Raw genomic sequence first — 18,281 nt, forward strand, 5'->3', positions numbered from 1 at the left:
ATGGACTACTCATGTTCTTACAATATGAATATTGCCTCTCTTAGTGAATCCCAGGCTGATAGAAATGTTTACGAATTTGATCTGTCTTTATGGACATTGTTGAAGCACCTAGCAGAAATCCACCCACGAGAAGTCTCGGAGCAATTTTCTCTTCCACTGGAAACAGTGGAAGCACTTGCGGATGCTACAAAGCATCAATTAGAGCTCTTATCATCAGGTGTAATCCTTTCTTTTAAGCTTTCCTCGCCAGAAAAAATCTATATCTCACACTTGGAGCAATCCTTCGATCAAATTTGTTTGACGCCTTCTTCTGACTCTGGATTTGGGGCTGCATATTGGCTGCTTATGGGAAAAGTGTCACAGCAAGACATTAATATTGCAGCGCAAACTTTCGGGGTCTCAGTCAACCTTACAAAAATCGTATCTCAAGCCTCTGATAATCAACTAAGAAACTTAGCATGTAGCCAGGACATGCCATTTTCGATCAGGTTTTCACCTGAGCTGGTGAGAGAAATTCTGGACAGTGACGAACAAAGGGTTACACACCTCATTTTAAAGAAGCATCAACAATCTATAACTACAACGGGAGGCGGCAATGAGTTGTAATTCAAACTCTTTGGCCCGATGGATATCGGCTAGGAACATGGCTTTGGCTGGATACATTACCAAGATCATCATGGTAGAAACAGGACTTACCTACAAGCAAGTACGTAGAATGTACAAAGAGCTAGAAGATGAAGGTCTTGAAATTTGCAGGAAGAGTAGAACTGCGCGTGGAGGTGCAACTTTGATTCATAGCCATACATCAAAGATTGAAGCGTCTCTATTGATGCAGCTTTATTACAATATAGCTGGCGAAGCGGCCCTTCGTTCAATAAACATTGATGCACTCCATGTGGCTTACCAAATGTATTGCGCTATTAGAAATGAGACGCCTGGAATGAAAGGAACTCGTTGGCAGATGCTCGACATCACCGATGCGTGGTGTTTAGCCCAAGAGCTGCGTTCTGGTGAAGCTATGATAGAAACTTGTCATAGCTGCAAGTGCAACTACTTCACATCAGTTAATCAAAGAACAAGTGTGGATTGCCCTTTCTGTAAAAACCAAGCATGTAGCGGAAAAAATGAAGAAGAATCGCTCACCCATGAAAGCAACTATTCTTATGCTTGATTTGCTCATTGATTAAAAAAGGGGTGAGATTTCTCACCCCTTTTCTATTGGAACAACGCTCTATTTACAATCTGCGTCATACACTTTGCAGCAATTTACCTTTCAACCCATTCCTAGCTTTGTCTAACTTATTATTTTTCTCTTCAACCTGCTCTTCAAGTGGAGGGCTAAAGTGTTGGACTGTAGTCATTGCCCCACCTCTAAGAGCATACATACCTAACATAGCTAAACATCTAAGACGGTCACAACGTTCCTTATGATGCATTTGAGATAGCTCTTGATAAAGCTCGGGAAATGCCTGCTCTGAGACTTTGAAATTACTAATTTTCCCATCCCAATCACTACTAGCCATATGTCCCCCTTAACTAGCCGCAGAACCAAAAACCACGAGCATTCGATGCCACTGCGTTGGAAGGAACCACAACCTTTGAATGAGGGAACAGTTCTTTTGCAGCTTCTTTGTAAGCCGAAGCTCCTCCACCAGCAAGCAACACAGCATCAGCAGCCATACCTTCTTCACGCATAGACTTCTTCATAGGCGTTAATGCATTTGGAGCAACCTTAGACGCAGCCTTATCGAAGTACTCACTAAGAGGAACTTTCGAACCGTGTAGAAGCAATTCTTTCTTATTCGAGCGGATAGCTTTTTCGATTTTTTCTAATCCAGGTCCCGTACCATAGTCCTCTTGTATTAGTCTATTTAGTTCCTGTAGAAGAATAGACATTGCTTTCAGAGACGTACCAGAAGATTGATAACGTACCTCCCCCTCTTCGAGAGCGACCCAATCAACACTAAAAAACCCAGGGTCAATAACAACTGTTCGACCTTCATTTATGATTTCTAACAGTTCCTCATCATCGCAAGAACTAACCACATCCATATACGCTCCGGCAGGCTGAGGCACGACTACAACTGATTTCACCAGCACCTTTCTTTTAGGTGAAATTTGATGCTCACCAGTAAGACGTTCAACAAGTGCATCTCTCTTAGACTTATCCATAAACTGATCAACAGGAAGACCAGTTACAAGAACATCAATCTCTGAACGTCCGCTCAAAAGTAAGCCAGCTAAAAATAAAGCCTTATACGATTTGGTTGAGGGATAATCACCATGTAACTCTCTTTCCCAACCCTGCAATCGATCTGGCTCTACCCCAGCGACCCATTTTTCTCCGTCTATGTCCACCAGGATACAATTAGACGCGCCTCCCATTAACTGCTGAGGCATAAGCTCTGCTGGCCCAGCGCCTACAGGCAGAACTTCAACCTTAGGCTCTTCCCCCTTCTCTCCGTATGCAAGTTTTAAGTTTGAGTATCCAATATCTAGACCAAGAACAAACATGCCCCACTCCTATTAAATCAAAAAGTAATCACAAGATGGCTTTTAGATGCAATTCAGCCGATGAGAGACAATTTACATCACGACATTTACCAAGACCGCCTCCACAATTGCCCAAAAGGGGCGTTTAGATTGCTTTTCGATTAAAAAAACCAAAAAAAAGCAACAATCGAAGCATTTGCTCAAGACTCTTTAATAACCTCGCTGGTGTATAGTGAAATATTTATGAGTAGAAATCCTATATCTATCTGGATAAAACCGATACATAATCATAAAGATTGCAATATCTAGGATATTGGTAACAAATTATCCAGATAGATAGAGCGTTGACAAAAATAATTCACGAGCTATCGTAAGAGAGTACCTATCTATCTGGATAAAAGAGTTAAATCCTCCAGATAGATAGGTATTTGGATAGGAATTGGTTAGGAATTTTGCTATTAGCCACGCTAAAGCCAGCTCAGGAGCCTAAGAAATGAGTACGGATAAAACCAGTAAGAAGGCAAATATAGACTGGGATCTTTTGTTAGATCCCAAAAATGAGGATGAAAGATCTGAACTGTACCTTGATGACATTGAAGCAATATCAAGAGACTTTGTTCTAGAGATACAAACCGCACTAGAGCAAGAGATGAAAGTTCTTATCGTTGAAGCAAAGAAAAGAGCAGACGTACATTGGGCATCAAACAGAATAGCCAGAGAAGAAGAGGACGAAAATAATCAATGGCGATTCGGAACTAGGGCAAGAATGAATGGAAGAAGCCTATCTGCCGAATGGTTTTTAAACCGTTTCAAGCCAGATCCAAAGGGGGGTAAATCCCAAGTGTATTCAACATACCTCAAGAAAGGGACAGGCAATCAATACGACTTGTCAGCATTCAAAAAAGCCACTGACGATGAGTTCAAGTCCATAAAAATGACCGAAGAATACTACGCAGTGCTAAGACAACGCTCAAATGTACTAATGAAGATCCGTAGGCTTCTGAATGACTACGAAAAACTTATTGATAAGCGAAAGGTTGAACTATAAGAACAATGAACCAAGGAGACCAACATGAATTCTGTATCAGCCACTGAAATGGCAAAATTAGGCAAATGTGAAAAAATGATCAAACGATCACGAGTGAGTAAAAGGATCAACGAGAGAGCGCCTAGAAAGCTCTCTAACGCTTTTAACGGAACCAGTGATACATTGCGAGGTGAATTTGCTCACTTCTCCTATGAGAGTGCCACACAGCGCTTTATGACAGACAAACAAGTTAAATGCCGTCGTGTGCTGCAACTATGTTTAAGCGGTGCGTTCGCTATGGGATTGCTATCACTAGTAGCTTTATACGCAAGTTAAGCAAGGGTAATTTGCACTCACAAGACACAGAGGAATTGGTGTTAGTACAAAACTTATCCACTTTTTCTGTGGATAAAAACATCATTTGTCACCTCACAACAAACCTTACTGATACACAGAATTTGCACGTTGTTAAGAGCAGCATTGAGACACAGCAAAGGTTTTAATGTCAGAGTCGAAATAATGGCTTACATCCTCTCGGCTTACTTCCATTAGGTGATTACCCCCAAACACAACGCTGCCCTCTACAAATCACCAATCGGATACTAAACATGATTGCCAGGTAAAATTCGAACGAGACGAGAGCTCTAACAATGTCACAGCAGAACATAGCGTGACAAAACACAAATGACGCACCAGAACACACCAAGCCAATTAACATACAGACCCGATCAGTTAACCGATCGCGCCTTATGTCTATGAATCAATATCAAACCTACCCCAAAACCAAATTAGGGAGCTCTACCAATTAGCAACCTAAAAGACTCCAACAGTGCAGGTCCTAGAGTTAACGAAACCACTTGCTGGTCTTACGTTAATCCAGAAAATCAATGTGTATACTTGCCTTGCGGCCAGCTCAGAAGTTCTATTCTCAAGTATTGCGAGCTTTATTACCTTTGCAAACGCGGTATCCAGCTCACTATCGCCATACGATGAACGTCATAAAAAATGATGCAGATATGAATGTCTTGAAGATACCGAAGGATTTATGTAATGCTTGGTACTACCTAGTTGTGTTTCCTTCGGTCCATAGGAACTGCTTTGGTGAAAGCAAAGAAGATAAATAGCACTAGAGGCTAATCAATGAATTAGAACCCGGTTTGGTGATGTTTCCGAGCACCGAAATAACATCACACATCGAATCAAGACCGGATAGACAACTCAGAACCATTACTCGCCATAACCTCCACAATACCAAACAGAGCTAACGAAAGAACAAACACTCCAGCAAGCAGTAACATAAAGTACCCTATCTCTTTGACTGCGAACTTGAGAGCTGACAACAGAGAGACCTGTTTGCCGGAAATCTTTGAGTAACCCCACTGAAATGCCAGGAACGAAGCTAGGCCGCAAAACGCAACTATACCTGCAACAACCAGAGGTTGTTCTATCAAAACATCCTTATTCAGAAAGCCTTTTGAAATCGCTACTGAGAACAATCTACCAATCAAAAACCCAGCCCCCACAGCCACTCCACTGCGAATTAAGACGACCTTAAAAGACTGGGAATAACTTAGCGTTGTTCCGTTAGTACGCCGAGAAGTGTATTGCACCACCAGCGTGGATATAGCTAATCCAAAGAAAGTAATAACGACAAATTCCATACAAGGCTCTCCAAGCCAATTCTGAGCGTCCAATAAAAAGCATAGGACACTGATTTTCTTTAATCGACCGTACTGACATTTACTTTAACCAGCCGTGAATTAGTGTATTGCATCATCTTTATAAGGTCATATAATGAGCTTAAAAGGCAAACCGAAAACGGACTTGGCTTTTCAATGTGAAATATCGAAAAGCAACCCAAAGACGACATTTAGATTGAATGCTGGGTATGCATAAAAATAGATTGAATGCCGTCAAGAAAAGCAAAGTGCCTTTAAGGTAGTGTTTTGATAGATAAGGTAAAGTTGCATTGTTCACTAAAGGAACACAAAAGCAACCTAAAAACAACTTAGGAGTTAGGTAATGATAAATGGAAAACTAATAGGTTTAGGCGTGTCAATAATGTCGGTAATAATGACTGGTTGTGCGTCAACTTCCCAACCAGTGTCATACGATGAATCACACAGTCGTGCATATAACATCGCGCAGGCTGGTGGATTGTACGATGTAAGTGACAAATACGTCCCAAGAGAGAATTACGAGTCTTTGCAATTTGCAGGCAGCGCTGCGACAAACTCTCTTTTGTTTACCTCCTCCTTCGGTGCGAACCTAGATTTAACATCAGGGTTAGGATTGGGGCTTGTCACCTCTCTTTTAGAGCAGCCCGACACAACATCCAGAAACAGCGTAATTGCATGGATGCCAAAGTCCGAAGCGTCATCCACCAAAAATGCTCAAGAAAAACTTTTGTCTGAAATGAAAACGGCCATTGAATCAACGCTAGAAGAAATGGGATTAGAGTATGAAGCAACAAATGGCAATTCCGAACGCAAAGTAGAGTTCTACTTTCACAGTGAAGAGTACGGTTGCCCCATATACAAACCAGGCATGACAAATGTGGATCTCTGCTACATAGCAACCGAAGTCTTTGAGCCCCGCGAAGCAAAGGCCCCTAGCTTTGTCGGAGTCGATGAAATTGATTCGTATGCTTTTGAATCAAACCACAGTGTTTACTACAACCGATTCCGAGTTACTCCCGGCAAAGGTAGCCATGTCCCAAGCGACAAAATATATTCACTTGTAAGCGGAAAACTTCCCTCTTGGGCTTATGTTTACGTAGCATCTGGGAACATACAGGTAGGTGAATCTAAATTTAAAACGCCTTATCTACTCGACAATGGCGAACCTCTATTGTTCATACACCCAGAGAACTAATTAGCTCTCCCCAAGCATTTTGCTTAGGGAGATTGCCTTTTTCAGGAGGTAGACATGCAGCAGCAGAAAGAACAAATTACACGCTCAACAATTTCATATAGAAACAAAAGAGCTAAAGAACAAATCCAGCACATACTCCAACTTGCCGAAAGGATTACCTCTGACGTCGAAAAGGAAAAACGAGAGTCCATGCATTTGTGTTTATGTTGCTATTACGCTCGTTCTCAACGAATAGGAGGAGCTGCGATAACATCAAAACCTTGTGGTGTTTGCGAAGAAACAATGCAGTTCGGCTCAACTGCTACTGATGCAGTCTGCGACAGCTGTGCAAAGGAACAGGGGTTATGTAAACAGTGCGGAGCAGACATTGAATTGGCGGAAAGAAGAAAGCCGTACCCTTTTGAGAATGAGATAAATAAAAAGGAACTTTCAAATGATCAATGAGGAATGGTTTTCTGAATTAGAAACAGTTCTGTTTGTGTTGGAGGACTGTCAGGTTGACTGTGATGGAATGACTTATCTAGTAAGCCATCTTCTGAAACAAGCCAACGTTGAACACTGTTGCATGTTCGGCTATGTAACAGAAAAGTCGTCAGGAGACGTAGTAACCCCTCATTGCTGGATTACATTGCCAGGAGACTACATCGTTGATCTCAGACTTAGAATGTGGCTTGGGGATTTCGATCATATTCCCCACGGCGTATTTAAATCAAGCTGCACACCAGATATCGTCTACGAAGGAAAAGGGCTAAGAGACTCAAATTTAGATGTAGACACCTTAGATATGATGTCTGACGGTAGACTTTCACATGTGAAAGTCCCCTCTTTGCTTCACTAGTGCTCCACCAGCTGCAATAGCCCCTTCTACACGGGGCTCTTCCCTGCCCTAAAAGTCTTTCACGCTACCCCTTCCCTCATACCGAACCTAAATGCTTAGTACTTCCTAAGTGGCTACGTGACAAATATTTAAGGGGCTATATAATGATACTATAAAGTAATCGAGAGTATCTTATGAATATAGTCTTGTTGTTAGTTTCACTGATTGTCGCTCCATTTCTAATTGCCAAAGTAGACCTATGGCGGAAAAAGCATTTGCATGAGGTGCTCAGCTGGTGGAGTGAAGAAAACATGCCAAAAGAGTTGAGAAACGCAACTCTGTTTCTTTGTGAAGAAGATGTGGCAACAACACTACCTGTACCTCTGCATGGAAGAGTTGATCAGGTTTTTTTATCAAAAAAGAAAGTCCTTATCCCTCTGGATACCAAGTTAAGGAAAGATAACAGGATCTTTGAATCGGATGTAATCCAGCTATCTGTATACCGAGTGATTCTTAAAAATCAATACAACTTAGAGGTATCCGATTACGGGTACGTTAGAACGGTTGTCCCACAGCCCGACGGAAAGAACAAGGTTCGTTACATCAGAACAAAGTTACTGAATGAAAAAAAAGTCGTCTCTCTCTACTACAAATATCAGGCTATTAGGCAAGGACTAATAAAGACGTCCTGTTCGTGTGAGGGATTGTTTCATTGAGTTCTCAGTTGCCCTTATTGGGCATGTTGCCGTGAGAAGCTTTTGCTGTTTATCCGTTACTCTCATGGCAAAGGAGGGCTTATGCCATTAACAAGAATCAATAAAGCAATGATGTTGCTGATATCTATCGGCGGAGTAATTGCTGGTCTTGCAGGTAAACCTATCGTCGCCTGTACAGCATTAGGGGTAGTTCTTTGGCTTGCGGCCAAGAATGGAGGCTCAAACTCCATCATAGAAATCCGCAAAAAAGCAGCCAAATCAGCGTTCGACAATATGGATCTTGTCATTGATAACAAACGCTGGCTCGGGAAGGATGCAACGGTTGTTAAGGTTTCAAACATCACTGCGGCCAACGAGATAAAAGTGCCTTGGAACCTACAAATTCTTGCTAAATCGGTCAGAGGCACTTGGTTCACTGTAGATATGAGTGTGATTGGGAAAGACCAAATCCTAATCATGGCAATTAATGAGATTGATGAAAGCACAGTCAAGCGTCTGTTAGCGAATGATCACGACTTATACCGTCAATACTTCGGTGAACCAGAGTTGGCGTAAGGAGCGAAATGTGGAAAGAACTCAAACACCAGAAAAAAGTGAAGAAAACCTTAGTAACAAGCCATTGAATCAAGCTGGCTATGCTCAATGCCTGTTTATCCTTATCCAATCAGTGCTTTTCCCTGAGCTTGGCGCTGGTGGAGCAATGATCGCTGCCTTATGTGCAATGATGCCTTGGATGGTTATGTACGCTAAAAAAATGCCAGCACGAGTATTCGGTATGGTCATGGCATCTCTACTGCTAACCCCCTTCTATTCAATGCTATGCCTATTTGTCTTGAAGGTCATTGGAGTTGGAGTGTAGTGCGCATGGATCTATTGGCCCCATTCCTAATATCCGACTTGGAGAGACATGGCGCGAGTCAAGAGCTTATTCGTAATGCACAAAGCTTAAAACACTCGGCTTTCCGTTATAAACAAAAAGATATTGAAGAGCTGTCCAGAAAGCTTGGTATAGAAAGCCAGGAGTTGATGGATGGGCATGTTCAATATATGACTTCAAGATTCACGAGGAAAATGAGCGGCATCATTTCATCATACCTAATGAAAGATACCGGACATTTCGCTATTCAATGTACAGAGCTTTGCCGAGAAGCAGAAGCACTTAGCCTTAAACGCAACCGCGAAGGAAAGCTGGTTCCGTATAGTGCAGCAAATGCTGTGGCTGTTGATCGAATGCTTGATGTCGTCATAGCCAGGGCAACGGAGCTTAAAAATAGAATAGCGGATGAGTTCTTCAACGCAGAAACTAGCTCTGTCTTCATAGAACAAAGAGAAGCTGGCACATTTTGCCCAGAAAAAAAGACTAAAAAACGTAAAGCAAGGCGAAGAAAGAGTTCACCTATTTACGTCAAAGGAAAACCCTACGCTAGTTTAACCGAACTGGCCCAACAAACTGGTAAAGCAGAAAGGACTCTCTATTCAAGGATTAGGGATAAAGGGCTATTAAAAGCCTACCAAACCAACACTATGACAGATGAGAACTGGAACTCAGTCTTATCTGAACCACCAGCTCCAAACAAGGGCCCAAAGGCGGCCAACAAACCTATCACCTATAAAGGTGATTCCTACCCCACGTTAAACCATCTAGCCGAAGCCGCTAACTTAACGTACTCGGCTCTCTACCAGAGACTTCGACATCGAGAATTATTGGAAAAGGCACGATGTAACGAGCTTTCAGATATGGACTGGGAAAAGGTACTCAACGCTATTCCCCCTAATCGAAAAGCCGATGTTGAAATTGTGATAAATGGCAAGGGATACCCTTCCGTTGCGGCAGTCGCTACTAATTTCGGGTTAGCGGAATCCACGTTATCAGAGAGGTTAAAACAAGCCGACAAACTTGAATTAGCGAAAGAGAACAAATTAACCGAGGAAGAATGGGAGCTGTTTCTGGTTCCACCTCACCCAGGTCGAAAACAAACCACAACTAAGGAATAAACATGAGTGAAAACAATAAACCAGAAGCATGGGAAAAAGACATGATTAAAGATCTGGTCTTTACCCTCCATAAGGAACAGGTAAAAGACAGAAGATGGCGAAGAGGGATTCAGTTGATTCGCTCCCTTGGCTTTGTCCTTATGATAGTTGCATTTCTAACCGTAGCTTCAAATCCAGGAGGACTACCTTGGCAGACATCCAAAGCTGACACTCCACATGTTGCATTCATTAATATCAAAGGAGAAATCGCTGCGGGTTCACTTGCAGATGAAGATCATCTAATACCTTCCATTCAGGCTGCTTTCAAAAATCCCCATGCAAAAGCTGTCGTTCTACGAATAAACAGTCCTGGTGGAAGCCCTGTGCAAGCAGGTCGAATATACGAAGAGATTCAAGCTCAAAAAGCAGAATACCCAGAAAAACAAGTTATCGCTGTAATTGATGATATCGGTGCATCTGGTGGCTATTACATCGCCGTGGCCGCAGACAAAATTTATGCGGACAAAGCAAGTATGGTTGGCTCTATTGGTGTCATCAGTTCTGGCTTCGGATTTACCGGGCTCATGGAAAAATTGGGTATTGAAAGACGAGCTATAACATCTGGTGAAAACAAAGCTTTGTTAGACCCATTCTCCCCTCTTTCAGAAGAGATAACTAGCTTCTGGAAGGAAGTGCTATCGAAAACCCACCAGCAGTTCATCGAGCGAGTAAAAGAGAGCCGTGGTGAACGACTCAAAGCCGATCCAAAAGTGTTCTCTGGATTGATCTGGAATGGAGAGCAAGCACTTGAGATTGGGTTAATTGATGGTTTAGGAAGCCTACACTCTATTTCTCGCAATGTTATAGAAGAAACAAACCTCGTTGATTACTCACCAAGTGAAGACATCGTTAAGCGCTTAACACAACGCGCAAAAATGGAAGCTTCAACCCTGATTCATGAATTGGCAACTGTAAAAGTTTACTAAGGACAAAATGTAATGTCAGAACAAACCACACCACAACAACAAAAATCATTCAGTCCAATGCAGAAAAAGCTACTGGCCGTTGGTGCTGCTATGACCCTAATTTTGGGAGCGTCTGTCGCTACAGTGGGATATCAAATTTACCAGACCAAAGAGTTGCTCATTCAAGAGCGCGATTCTCTCCAGTCGAAGATTACTCAACTAGAAAGTGACTATCGCTTTAAATCAGAAGAGCGCTTTAACAATGCAGTTCAAAAAGCACTGGAACATTTCGTTCAACAGAAACGCGAACAGGATATTCAGGCTAAATACGCAAAATACGAATCAGCTCCCGAACAAGTGCCTGACGATAAACGCATATATGGAAACCTGAACGCTCGATTCACGCTGGTGGAATTTTCTGACCTGGAGTGTCCGTTCTGCAAAAAATTCCACGACACACCAAAAGAAGTGGTGGATGCAAGTAACGGGAATATCAACTGGCAATGGAAACATCTGCCATTGAGTTTTCATAACCCAGCGGCAGAAAAAGAAGCGTTAGCAGCGGAATGTGTTGCTGAACAAAAAGGCAACCGTGGATTCTGGGTGTTCTTAGACGAAGTATTTGCCAAATCACAAGGCAATGGTGGTGGAGTGCCTAATTTGGCAGAAGTTATTGAGAGTGTTGGTGCCGATGCTTCCCTAGTTCGAGAGTGTTTAGCTTCTGGCCGTTACGACCTGAAAATAGCAGCAGATGTGAAGCAAGCTACTGAAAATGGCATTTCAGGTACACCAGCGACTTTCATCGTAGATAACCAAACTGGGAAAACTCAGCTTATTCGTGGGGCACAGCCATCACAAGCTATCGCGGCCATCATTCGAAAAATGATGATTGAATCCGAAAACAACTAACAACAGAGGATGTAATTGATGTTAAGAAGAACAGCTTTAGCAGCTGCTCTACTATCAGTGTTGGCAGGATGTGGTGGTTCCAGTGGAGGCACTGGAACTACTTCCAATGGCAATGGTAGTGAAAGCAATAACCAAGACAACTCAACAGAAACAACAACGGTCGCTAAGCGAGAATGGCAAAAAGAAGTGTTACTGAGCTCTCCAACAAGAGATGCAACACTTCCTGTCATCCAGCTACAAAACGAAAATGGTTCGGCTGTTCTATACAGTGCCTGGGTCGAAGAAGCCAACAATGACAAACCGGATGAGCTATATGCTTCTGTAGCCCCTATCGAAGACTATGCGAATGGCAATGTACCTAACAAAGTCAAGATAAGTGCCGATATTGGTGAAATACTAAGATCAGACTGGCAACCATTCATTGTCGATGAAAACCACTACAAGAGCTCTGTTCAAATGAGCCTTTCAAATCATGGTAATGCCTATATTACATGGGTACAGAGAGACAATAGTAACAACCAGAAACTGAACGTTTCCTATTACGACGCAACAACACAAGAATGGTCCCCACCATTAGAAGTTGATCATGTACTTATGACTGACGCGGCAGCTACGAATGAGGAAAGTCGAGTAAAAATCACCGACAACACTCTCTTCACTGACCCGTCAGGACAAAGCATCGTTATCTGGCAAACTCCGATTTTTGGCTCCGATACAAATGCATTGGCAATAGCCTGGTTAAGCAACGACGGCACAAAAGCCAATATCATTGCAACGACAGAACTTTCGAGAAATATAAAAACAAACAGTGACGGTGAAGTTAAAAGTGCTATCTCGATACATTCAGTAGAAACTTCTCCTGGCGTACTTGAAATCCTAAGTATCGAAAAGGGCGCTGATGATGAAAATGATGTCCTAGCCAAACATACCGTCAAACTTGGTCCATTCAATACGCCTGTAGTGGAACGCAGCGTTATTGATGATGATGGAGTCAAGAGTGGTTTAGCATCTATCAACACTAACCTTACTAGCTATGCGCTATGGTCTGAAAGCCGAGGGTCGGGTTCTTCTGACCTAATCGGCGTAACATGGCGTAGTGACAACAATGGTTACTCTCCTATCTCAGGCATTCCCAATATAAGTGCCGATGCAGGGCAAGCTAGCTTAACCAGTACCAATGGAGATGTTCATGCTGTGTGGCGTCAACGCGACAATGTTGTTGGCAATACCATCAGAACAGAGAAGCTAATGTTTGCCACATTAGAACAATCCATAGCAAGTAACGTCACAGAGCTCAATTCAAACGGTGCTATATATCCACGTTTGTTTTCTGGAAATGACGACAAGTTATATACAACTTGGAATGGCGAGTACTTCCATATCAAAGAGGCATACATCGAATCTGGAGATATCCATTGGCAAGAAACATATCGTCCATCCTGTGACCCAACAACAGCGATTGATGACCTCTTGTGTGGTCTAGGTGTGCGGGAACGGTACAGCGCGATGGTCGATGGAGATTATGGTGCAATGTCATGGCTGAAAGATGTAAATGGCACAAAGTCAGTATTTATCTCTATCAGCACAAATTGACTTTCACATGTGAAAGCGGCCCCAGTAATTGGGGCCTTTTTGATTGGAGACTACTAAGTCCCCATCCAAAAAGGGCTTCTGGTTCAACGATGACAGTATCCGTCACAGCTATGGATCGGAATTAAATGAAAAAACAACCTAAAAACAACTTTCACATGTGAAAGTGGAATAGGTAAGGAGTGTTATGAAACCACAAATGATGATAAAAATGGCAGCAGCCTACATGATGGCATCAGCTGTAATTTGGAGTGCTGGAGTATGGTTACTAGAACTACCCTCGCCTCTTGGTACTCAAACATGGACGACGTGGTTGGGAGGTCCAATTTTAGTTCTAGTATGCGCATCTTTCATTTCGTACTTGCTTGTAACCTATCACTCAACTGGATTGCTCTTCACTAAAATTTGGATGCTGTGCAATGTCTGCTTGTCTGGGTACAGCCTATTCATGACGTTCAATGATCTAATGCTGGCTGGTGGATGTTTAGCGATTCTCTTAGGGTCTCTTTGGTTCTTGAAGGAACTGGAGCGACCAGAAATGAAAGGGGCCTATACCGCTATTTCGGCATTACACAAACAAATGTGGAATGCTCTATCAGGACAACAGTAAGGAATTAATCATGCTTAAAAAAATTCTAACTACCACCCTTCTCTACTTCGTTTTTAATGCACCAATTATGGCTGAAACCTTTTATGGGAAGGTGGTACGAGTCAGCGATGGTGACACTATAAAAGTCCTCACAGATGCCTCATGCACTGGCACCTATCAGTGTACCGATGGTAAAAAAGAACACCGTATTAGACTTGCAGAAATCGACACACCCGAGTCGAAACAACCCTGGGGAAAGAAAGCAAAACAAGCCCTTCTTTCTATAGTGGGTGGGAAAGTCGTTCGTGTAGAACAAACCGACGTTGATCGTTATGGCCGCATTGTTGGTCATATCTACGTCGATGATTTGTGGGTAAACGGACAACTGGTAAAAACGGGTAACGCATGGGTATACAGGCGGTATGCAAAAAGCACTGAACTGTTTTCTTACGAGCAAGAGGCAAAACAGAATGGTGTAGGCTTATGGGCATTGCCGGAGGCAGAAAGAATGCCACCTTGGGAATGGAGACGTAAAAAGTGAAACTATCCATTAACAACCAACTGGGTAGGGATGTAAGCACATTGGCTTTGAATGTATTTGGTATTTTTGTCTATATCAGCCTGATCCGGATATACCTCCACCAGCTGACGCTTCCAGAGCCACTACTTTTTGCTCTTATGTTCTCCCTTGTATTCAATATCTACTATGAGTTTAAAGCGGGGATATCCCGCTTAACCCATGTAAGAATACTGTGTACCATCATTATCTTTTGTGTTGCGGCATTCCTTGCCCAAGAGATTAGAGGTGTCTATCTAACAACTATGACCGAACTTACAAACTACGAGAACGCAGAAGAACTCATAGGGCAAGAGTACTTAAAAGCTGCTCAAAATAGAGTTGTTGGTTACGGTGGGTGTTTTGCAGTTGGTTTGGTAACGGCGAGAATGTTGCTCTACAAAATCTTAGTTAACGTGGCAAGTAGAGTTTTGGTATTGCCTAACTATCGCGGTAACGTTTGTCCAATGTGCCAGCAACCGACACAAATCCACTAAATCCTCAGCCGACTTTCACATGTGAAAGTCGGTACTTCATCATATCACCTGACGATAGAAGCCCTTTCTCCACAAAGCATTTCATCAAAGACATACTCAAAAAAAATCGCTCTCGCTCACTAAGGTTCAAAATGTTGGCGTTATGCATTTCACGATATGCAATTACCGTCATCATACTTGCTTCAAGCGGTTCTGCTTGGCCTATTACTGCTTTAATGTCTGGCAGGCTATCTAGATCCACGCCAGGCACAGCTTCGTGCAGTGTATTTAATTTAAACACTAATATTTACCCAATAAATAAGTTGCTTTCAAAGGTTCACGATAAGTAATAGTTAATATAGTAGATCTTATCAATGAACATAAAATGTTCTGTCAGAACATCGCAAGGATCTCATTATAGATAAAGAAGATCCAACTCGCACTTTCACATGTGAAAGTCTGTGGCATAAGTTGGCAGGAATCTCATATTTTACAAAACGTTACCCTAGCTAAGTCGCCATAAACTCAACAATGAATCACTTTAAAGAGCTCCCATTATCCAATTAGTTCAATTCCATCGAAGAGATATACCGACATCTCTACAGGATTTAGATATTGCCATTTCATTTAAAGAACTATAAAATGATTCTATGAATTATTAATATTGGTCTGGAGCATAAATGAAACCAAACATGCAGGGGCAGCTGGAGCTTTTCCATGTGGAAGAAGCTTATGCACAAGCTGATGGTCCAATGACCAATGCCGAGCTATATGCGAAGGTAGCAAGTATAGCCGGGCTATCAGAGGCTGAAATCAATACTAAAGCCGAAATCGGCAAAGCCAAGGCACAACACAGCCCTATCAAAAGAAAAATTCGTTGGTTTCAGCAAACATTAAAGTCCATGAATATCATCCAAAAAGTGGACGGTGAGCGTGGCGTATAGAAGCTGGCAAACAAAAATAAAAAAGGGCTTCATGAAGCAATGGGCGAAGTAAAGCTTGTCGCATATTCAACAAATCTAGGCATCGCTATTTGGGGAAATAGCAAAAAGGTATTCACAGAGCTTGGAGAACCGATCCACCTTTGTGTGACATCCCCTCCGTATCCTTTAAAAATCGAGCGCGGGTATGGGAATGTTAGTGAACAGGCATGGGTGGACTTTATCACCGAGTCTTTGGAACCAATTGTAGAAAACTTGGTGCCAGGGGGTTCTGTGGTACTCAACGTGAGTAACGACATTTTTGAAAGTAAACGCCCTTCGCGTTCAACTTACCTTGAACGTATGGTCTTAGCTCTAAATGATCGATTAGGGCTTTCATTAATGGACCGTTGGCCCTGGATAAACACATCCAAGCCACCAGCTCCAACCCAATGGGCTTGCGTTAACCGTATGCAGCTTTGTTCCGCGTGGGAACCTGTTTACTGGTTTACGAACGATCCAGACCGAGTTCGCTCTGATAACCGAAGAGTTTTGGTAGAGCACACTGAGCAACATAAGAAATTACTCGAACAAGGGGGCGATAGTCGTATCGCTACTTACGGTGATGGTGCTTACCGATTAAGAGGGAATGCCTTTTCCAATAAAACGCAAGGCAAGATCCCTAAAAACATAATCCAACGAGGTCATCGTTGTGCTGATACATCAGCAGTAAGGAAGATAGCCAAGGAATTGGGTTTACCACCACACCCTGCAATGTTTCCTACAGACATTCCATCATTCGCTATTGAGTTCCTAACCAATGAAGATGAGCTGGTGGTTGATCTCTTTTCTGGTAGCAATAAAACCGGACTGGCAGCGGAGAGAGCGGGGCGACGTTGGGTTGCATGTGACTTAATTTTAGAGTACGTGCGAACACAAGCTGAGTTGTTTAGCTCGTTTGCTGGCTTTTGGATGAATCCTGCTTTGGCCTGTGTCGGTCGAAGTGTTAAATAAACTCGTGATTACTGGAGAGTACATTATGAACAAACCTTCAAACACACCAAGCACACTGGTTGTATCCATGCTTTGTATTTTAGTCCTGGCTCTGGAGTTTGCTGCTGTAACCCATTTTACTGGTTCTACTTCACCTTTAGATTGGGATCGCATCACGCTTATCTCCGTTGCTTATTTAGCCGCAAGCACCATCTTAGGTGCCACATTTTGCTTGGTTAAAAGCAAGTTGCGTTTCAATACTCTGCAACATCAAAAAAATCTGGGATAGCAAGAATGCCAGAGCAATGTGATAAAGCAGGACTAAGCCGTTGGTGCAATAACCAGGATGTTCGACAGGTTCAGCAAAGGGCCTGTCGTACATATGTGTAGTGAGTATGATTTCGACCATGCTGTTGGTTATATCGTTCAAGTACGAGAGAAGCGTGACGCATATGGCTCTGAACAATATCTTGTGCGTCATCCAAATGGAGAGCTACACACACATGAAAACCAATCCTTCTGGCTACTAAACGAAGAGCATCAAGGGCAAGCTTTAGCTTTATTTGCCCAAAAGCCAACAGAAGAGGGGAGCGATACTGTTTACACGGTAGCCGAAGGTTTTCCAGAATCCGGCTATATCATTCCTTTTAAAAAAGGTGCGCCAGAGAGCGAAAATCAGCATCTAACTATGGCAATTACTATCACGGAGAACAAATAGAATGGACCCTAAAAAGAAAGAGCTTGCGGAAATGTTCATTCAGAGTTGTATTGAGCAAGGCTTAACTATGGACGAGTCAGCTGAATTGTCAGCTCATATACTCATATCAGCTGTTAGTGCAAACGGGAAAAGTCATACGAGAATTGAGATTGCCAATCTCGGCTCAGTGGAAGTAGATTGCTAAGGGCTCTAGGAGGCAAGGATGGCTCCTAGAGAATGGCAAATCCATTGCCAGCGATATCAAAGTGTTTGTTCTTCATCACCAGACCAGAAGAAGGATTAACTATAAACCGTTGCTTTTTAATAGCAGGAGTATTTGGAACGCGCTTGATTGAAGCTGTGGCCGAAAAAACAACAAACGCCAAAAGAGCAACTACGGCAACCTGCCATGAAAAGTAAGCTACGCCAGACCAAAAGACGACCATTACTACTGCATTTTTATGAACAAGCCTAAGCAGAGGCATCAACCAGAAAACAACCGCTACGCTGATTACAGCCAAACCCCATTGATTATCGTTAGTTTCAATCATAGCAACGCCAAGAAGAATCACTGCTAAAGCAACTAGGTTAAGTATGTGTCTCATTTTTCGTCTCCTTAATTGACTCTGGAAAGCTATCTCGGCATCACCGTCAAGCCCTCATTCAATTCAACTTACACTTCCAT

25 protein-coding genes are annotated in these 18,281 nt (G+C 42.6%); 20 read left to right on the top strand and 5 right to left on the bottom strand.

The window, feature by feature from the left end:
• Both R7E78_RS09305 and R7E78_RS09310 read left to right on the top strand, forming a co-directional pair.
• The gene (locus R7E78_RS09305; RefSeq protein WP_014386838.1) at positions 1–606 is read left to right on the top strand and encodes a hypothetical protein; all 606 of its coding nucleotides are present in this window, start codon (positions 1–3) and stop codon (positions 604–606) included.
• 37 nt (positions 607–643) lie between these two features.
• Positions 644–1,171: a FlhC family transcriptional regulator gene (locus R7E78_RS09310; RefSeq protein WP_342749706.1), complete on the top strand. Its 528-nt coding sequence runs from the start codon at positions 644–646 to the stop codon at positions 1,169–1,171.
• A gap of 76 nt (positions 1,172–1,247) precedes the next feature.
• On the opposite strand, the gene R7E78_RS09315 is transcribed toward R7E78_RS09310, so the two are convergent.
• Both R7E78_RS09315 and R7E78_RS09320 read right to left on the bottom strand, forming a co-directional pair.
• On the bottom strand, positions 1,248–1,523 hold the full coding sequence (locus tag R7E78_RS09315) for a hypothetical protein (protein WP_014386840.1): 276 nt from the start codon (positions 1,521–1,523) through the stop codon (positions 1,248–1,250).
• Positions 1,524–1,536: 13 nt separating this feature from the next.
• The gene (locus R7E78_RS09320) at positions 1,537–2,514 is read right to left on the bottom strand and encodes a ParM/StbA family protein (protein ID WP_014386841.1); all 978 of its coding nucleotides are present in this window, start codon (positions 2,512–2,514) and stop codon (positions 1,537–1,539) included.
• Positions 2,515–2,986: 472 nt separating this feature from the next.
• Between R7E78_RS09320 and mobI the strand changes: the two genes are divergently transcribed.
• Both mobI and R7E78_RS09330 read left to right on the top strand, forming a co-directional pair.
• Positions 2,987–3,541: a conjugative transfer protein MobI(A/C) gene (mobI, locus tag R7E78_RS09325; protein ID WP_014386842.1), complete on the top strand. Its 555-nt coding sequence runs from the start codon at positions 2,987–2,989 to the stop codon at positions 3,539–3,541.
• Between the two features lie 24 nt (positions 3,542–3,565).
• Entirely contained in the window at positions 3,566–3,856 is a 291-nt protein-coding gene (locus tag R7E78_RS09330) for a hypothetical protein (protein ID WP_014386843.1), read from the top strand.
• Positions 3,857–4,719: 863 nt separating this feature from the next.
• Here R7E78_RS09330 and R7E78_RS09335 read toward each other — a convergent pair.
• Positions 4,720–5,181 (bottom strand): hypothetical protein, encoded by a 462-nt coding sequence (locus R7E78_RS09335; RefSeq protein ID WP_014386844.1) that lies wholly within the window; start codon positions 5,179–5,181, stop codon positions 4,720–4,722.
• Positions 5,182–5,581: 400 nt separating this feature from the next.
• Here R7E78_RS09335 and R7E78_RS09340 point away from each other — a divergent pair, with 400 nt between their 5' ends.
• The 12 genes from R7E78_RS09340 to R7E78_RS09395 all read left to right on the top strand — a co-directional run bounded on the left by R7E78_RS09340 (position 5,582) and on the right by R7E78_RS09395 (position 15,007).
• The gene (locus tag R7E78_RS09340) at positions 5,582–6,394 is read left to right on the top strand and encodes a hypothetical protein (protein ID WP_318057869.1); all 813 of its coding nucleotides are present in this window, start codon (positions 5,582–5,584) and stop codon (positions 6,392–6,394) included.
• A 54-nt stretch (positions 6,395–6,448) separates the two neighbouring features.
• On the top strand, positions 6,449–6,838 hold the full coding sequence (locus R7E78_RS09345; RefSeq protein WP_014386846.1) for a hypothetical protein: 390 nt from the start codon (positions 6,449–6,451) through the stop codon (positions 6,836–6,838).
• The gene (locus tag R7E78_RS09350) at positions 6,828–7,232 is read left to right on the top strand and encodes a hypothetical protein (protein WP_014386847.1); all 405 of its coding nucleotides are present in this window, start codon (positions 6,828–6,830) and stop codon (positions 7,230–7,232) included. Before R7E78_RS09345 ends, R7E78_RS09350 begins: the two co-directional genes overlap by 11 nt.
• A gap of 776 nt (positions 7,233–8,008) precedes the next feature.
• Complete coding sequence (locus tag R7E78_RS09355; protein WP_014386849.1) at positions 8,009–8,482, top strand: hypothetical protein; 474 nt, start codon at positions 8,009–8,011, stop codon at positions 8,480–8,482.
• A gap of 10 nt (positions 8,483–8,492) precedes the next feature.
• Positions 8,493–8,786, top strand: a complete 294-nt coding sequence (locus R7E78_RS09360; RefSeq protein ID WP_014386850.1) for a hypothetical protein — start codon at positions 8,493–8,495, stop codon at positions 8,784–8,786.
• 5 nt (positions 8,787–8,791) lie between these two features.
• The gene (locus R7E78_RS09365) at positions 8,792–9,922 is read left to right on the top strand and encodes a hypothetical protein (RefSeq protein WP_014386851.1); all 1,131 of its coding nucleotides are present in this window, start codon (positions 8,792–8,794) and stop codon (positions 9,920–9,922) included.
• A 2-nt stretch (positions 9,923–9,924) separates the two neighbouring features.
• Positions 9,925–10,887 carry a signal peptide peptidase SppA gene (gene sppA, locus R7E78_RS09370; protein ID WP_014386852.1) on the top strand — a complete coding sequence of 321 codons (963 nt, stop codon included), beginning with the start codon at positions 9,925–9,927 and terminating at the stop codon, positions 10,885–10,887.
• 12 nt (positions 10,888–10,899) lie between these two features.
• A complete protein-coding gene (locus R7E78_RS09375) occupies positions 10,900–11,775 on the top strand; it encodes a DsbA family protein (protein ID WP_032073044.1) in 876 nt (291 codons plus the stop codon).
• An 18-nt stretch (positions 11,776–11,793) separates the two neighbouring features.
• Positions 11,794–13,368, top strand: a complete 1,575-nt coding sequence (locus R7E78_RS09380) for a hypothetical protein (protein ID WP_046224250.1) — start codon at positions 11,794–11,796, stop codon at positions 13,366–13,368.
• 196 nt (positions 13,369–13,564) lie between these two features.
• Positions 13,565–13,975 (top strand): hypothetical protein, encoded by a 411-nt coding sequence (locus tag R7E78_RS09385; protein ID WP_131815226.1) that lies wholly within the window; start codon positions 13,565–13,567, stop codon positions 13,973–13,975.
• A 10-nt stretch (positions 13,976–13,985) separates the two neighbouring features.
• Entirely contained in the window at positions 13,986–14,495 is a 510-nt protein-coding gene (locus R7E78_RS09390; protein ID WP_041154785.1) for a thermonuclease family protein, read from the top strand.
• The gene (locus R7E78_RS09395) at positions 14,492–15,007 is read left to right on the top strand and encodes a hypothetical protein (protein ID WP_032073046.1); all 516 of its coding nucleotides are present in this window, start codon (positions 14,492–14,494) and stop codon (positions 15,005–15,007) included. The genes R7E78_RS09390 and R7E78_RS09395 overlap by 4 nt, the downstream gene beginning before the upstream one ends.
• Positions 15,008–15,011: 4 nt before the next feature.
• Here the strand turns inward: R7E78_RS09395 and R7E78_RS09400 are convergent, their stop codons facing one another.
• Complete coding sequence (locus tag R7E78_RS09400; protein ID WP_032073047.1) at positions 15,012–15,287, bottom strand: hypothetical protein; 276 nt, start codon at positions 15,285–15,287, stop codon at positions 15,012–15,014.
• A 379-nt stretch (positions 15,288–15,666) separates the two neighbouring features.
• On the opposite strand from R7E78_RS09400, the gene R7E78_RS09405 reads away from it, so the two are divergent.
• The 4 genes from R7E78_RS09405 to R7E78_RS09420 are packed head-to-tail and all read left to right on the top strand — an operon-like array spanning position 15,667 to position 17,617.
• A complete protein-coding gene (locus tag R7E78_RS09405; protein WP_226977602.1) occupies positions 15,667–15,930 on the top strand; it encodes a hypothetical protein in 264 nt (87 codons plus the stop codon).
• Positions 15,931–15,969: 39 nt separating this feature from the next.
• On the top strand, positions 15,970–16,920 hold the full coding sequence (locus R7E78_RS09410; protein WP_046224247.1) for a DNA-methyltransferase: 951 nt from the start codon (positions 15,970–15,972) through the stop codon (positions 16,918–16,920).
• A gap of 25 nt (positions 16,921–16,945) precedes the next feature.
• Positions 16,946–17,188, top strand: coding sequence for a hypothetical protein (locus tag R7E78_RS09415; protein ID WP_014386860.1), 243 nt, complete (start codon positions 16,946–16,948; stop codon positions 17,186–17,188).
• A 57-nt stretch (positions 17,189–17,245) separates the two neighbouring features.
• Positions 17,246–17,617 (top strand): hypothetical protein, encoded by a 372-nt coding sequence (locus R7E78_RS09420; RefSeq protein ID WP_180827199.1) that lies wholly within the window; start codon positions 17,246–17,248, stop codon positions 17,615–17,617.
• A gap of 209 nt (positions 17,618–17,826) precedes the next feature.
• Here R7E78_RS09420 and R7E78_RS09425 read toward each other — a convergent pair whose 3' ends face one another.
• Positions 17,827–18,201 (bottom strand): hypothetical protein, encoded by a 375-nt coding sequence (locus tag R7E78_RS09425; RefSeq protein WP_052715035.1) that lies wholly within the window; start codon positions 18,199–18,201, stop codon positions 17,827–17,829.
• Positions 18,202–18,281 lie beyond the last annotated feature (80 nt).

The sequence above is a fragment of the Vibrio sp. YT-19(2023) genome (genome assembly GCF_033337395.1).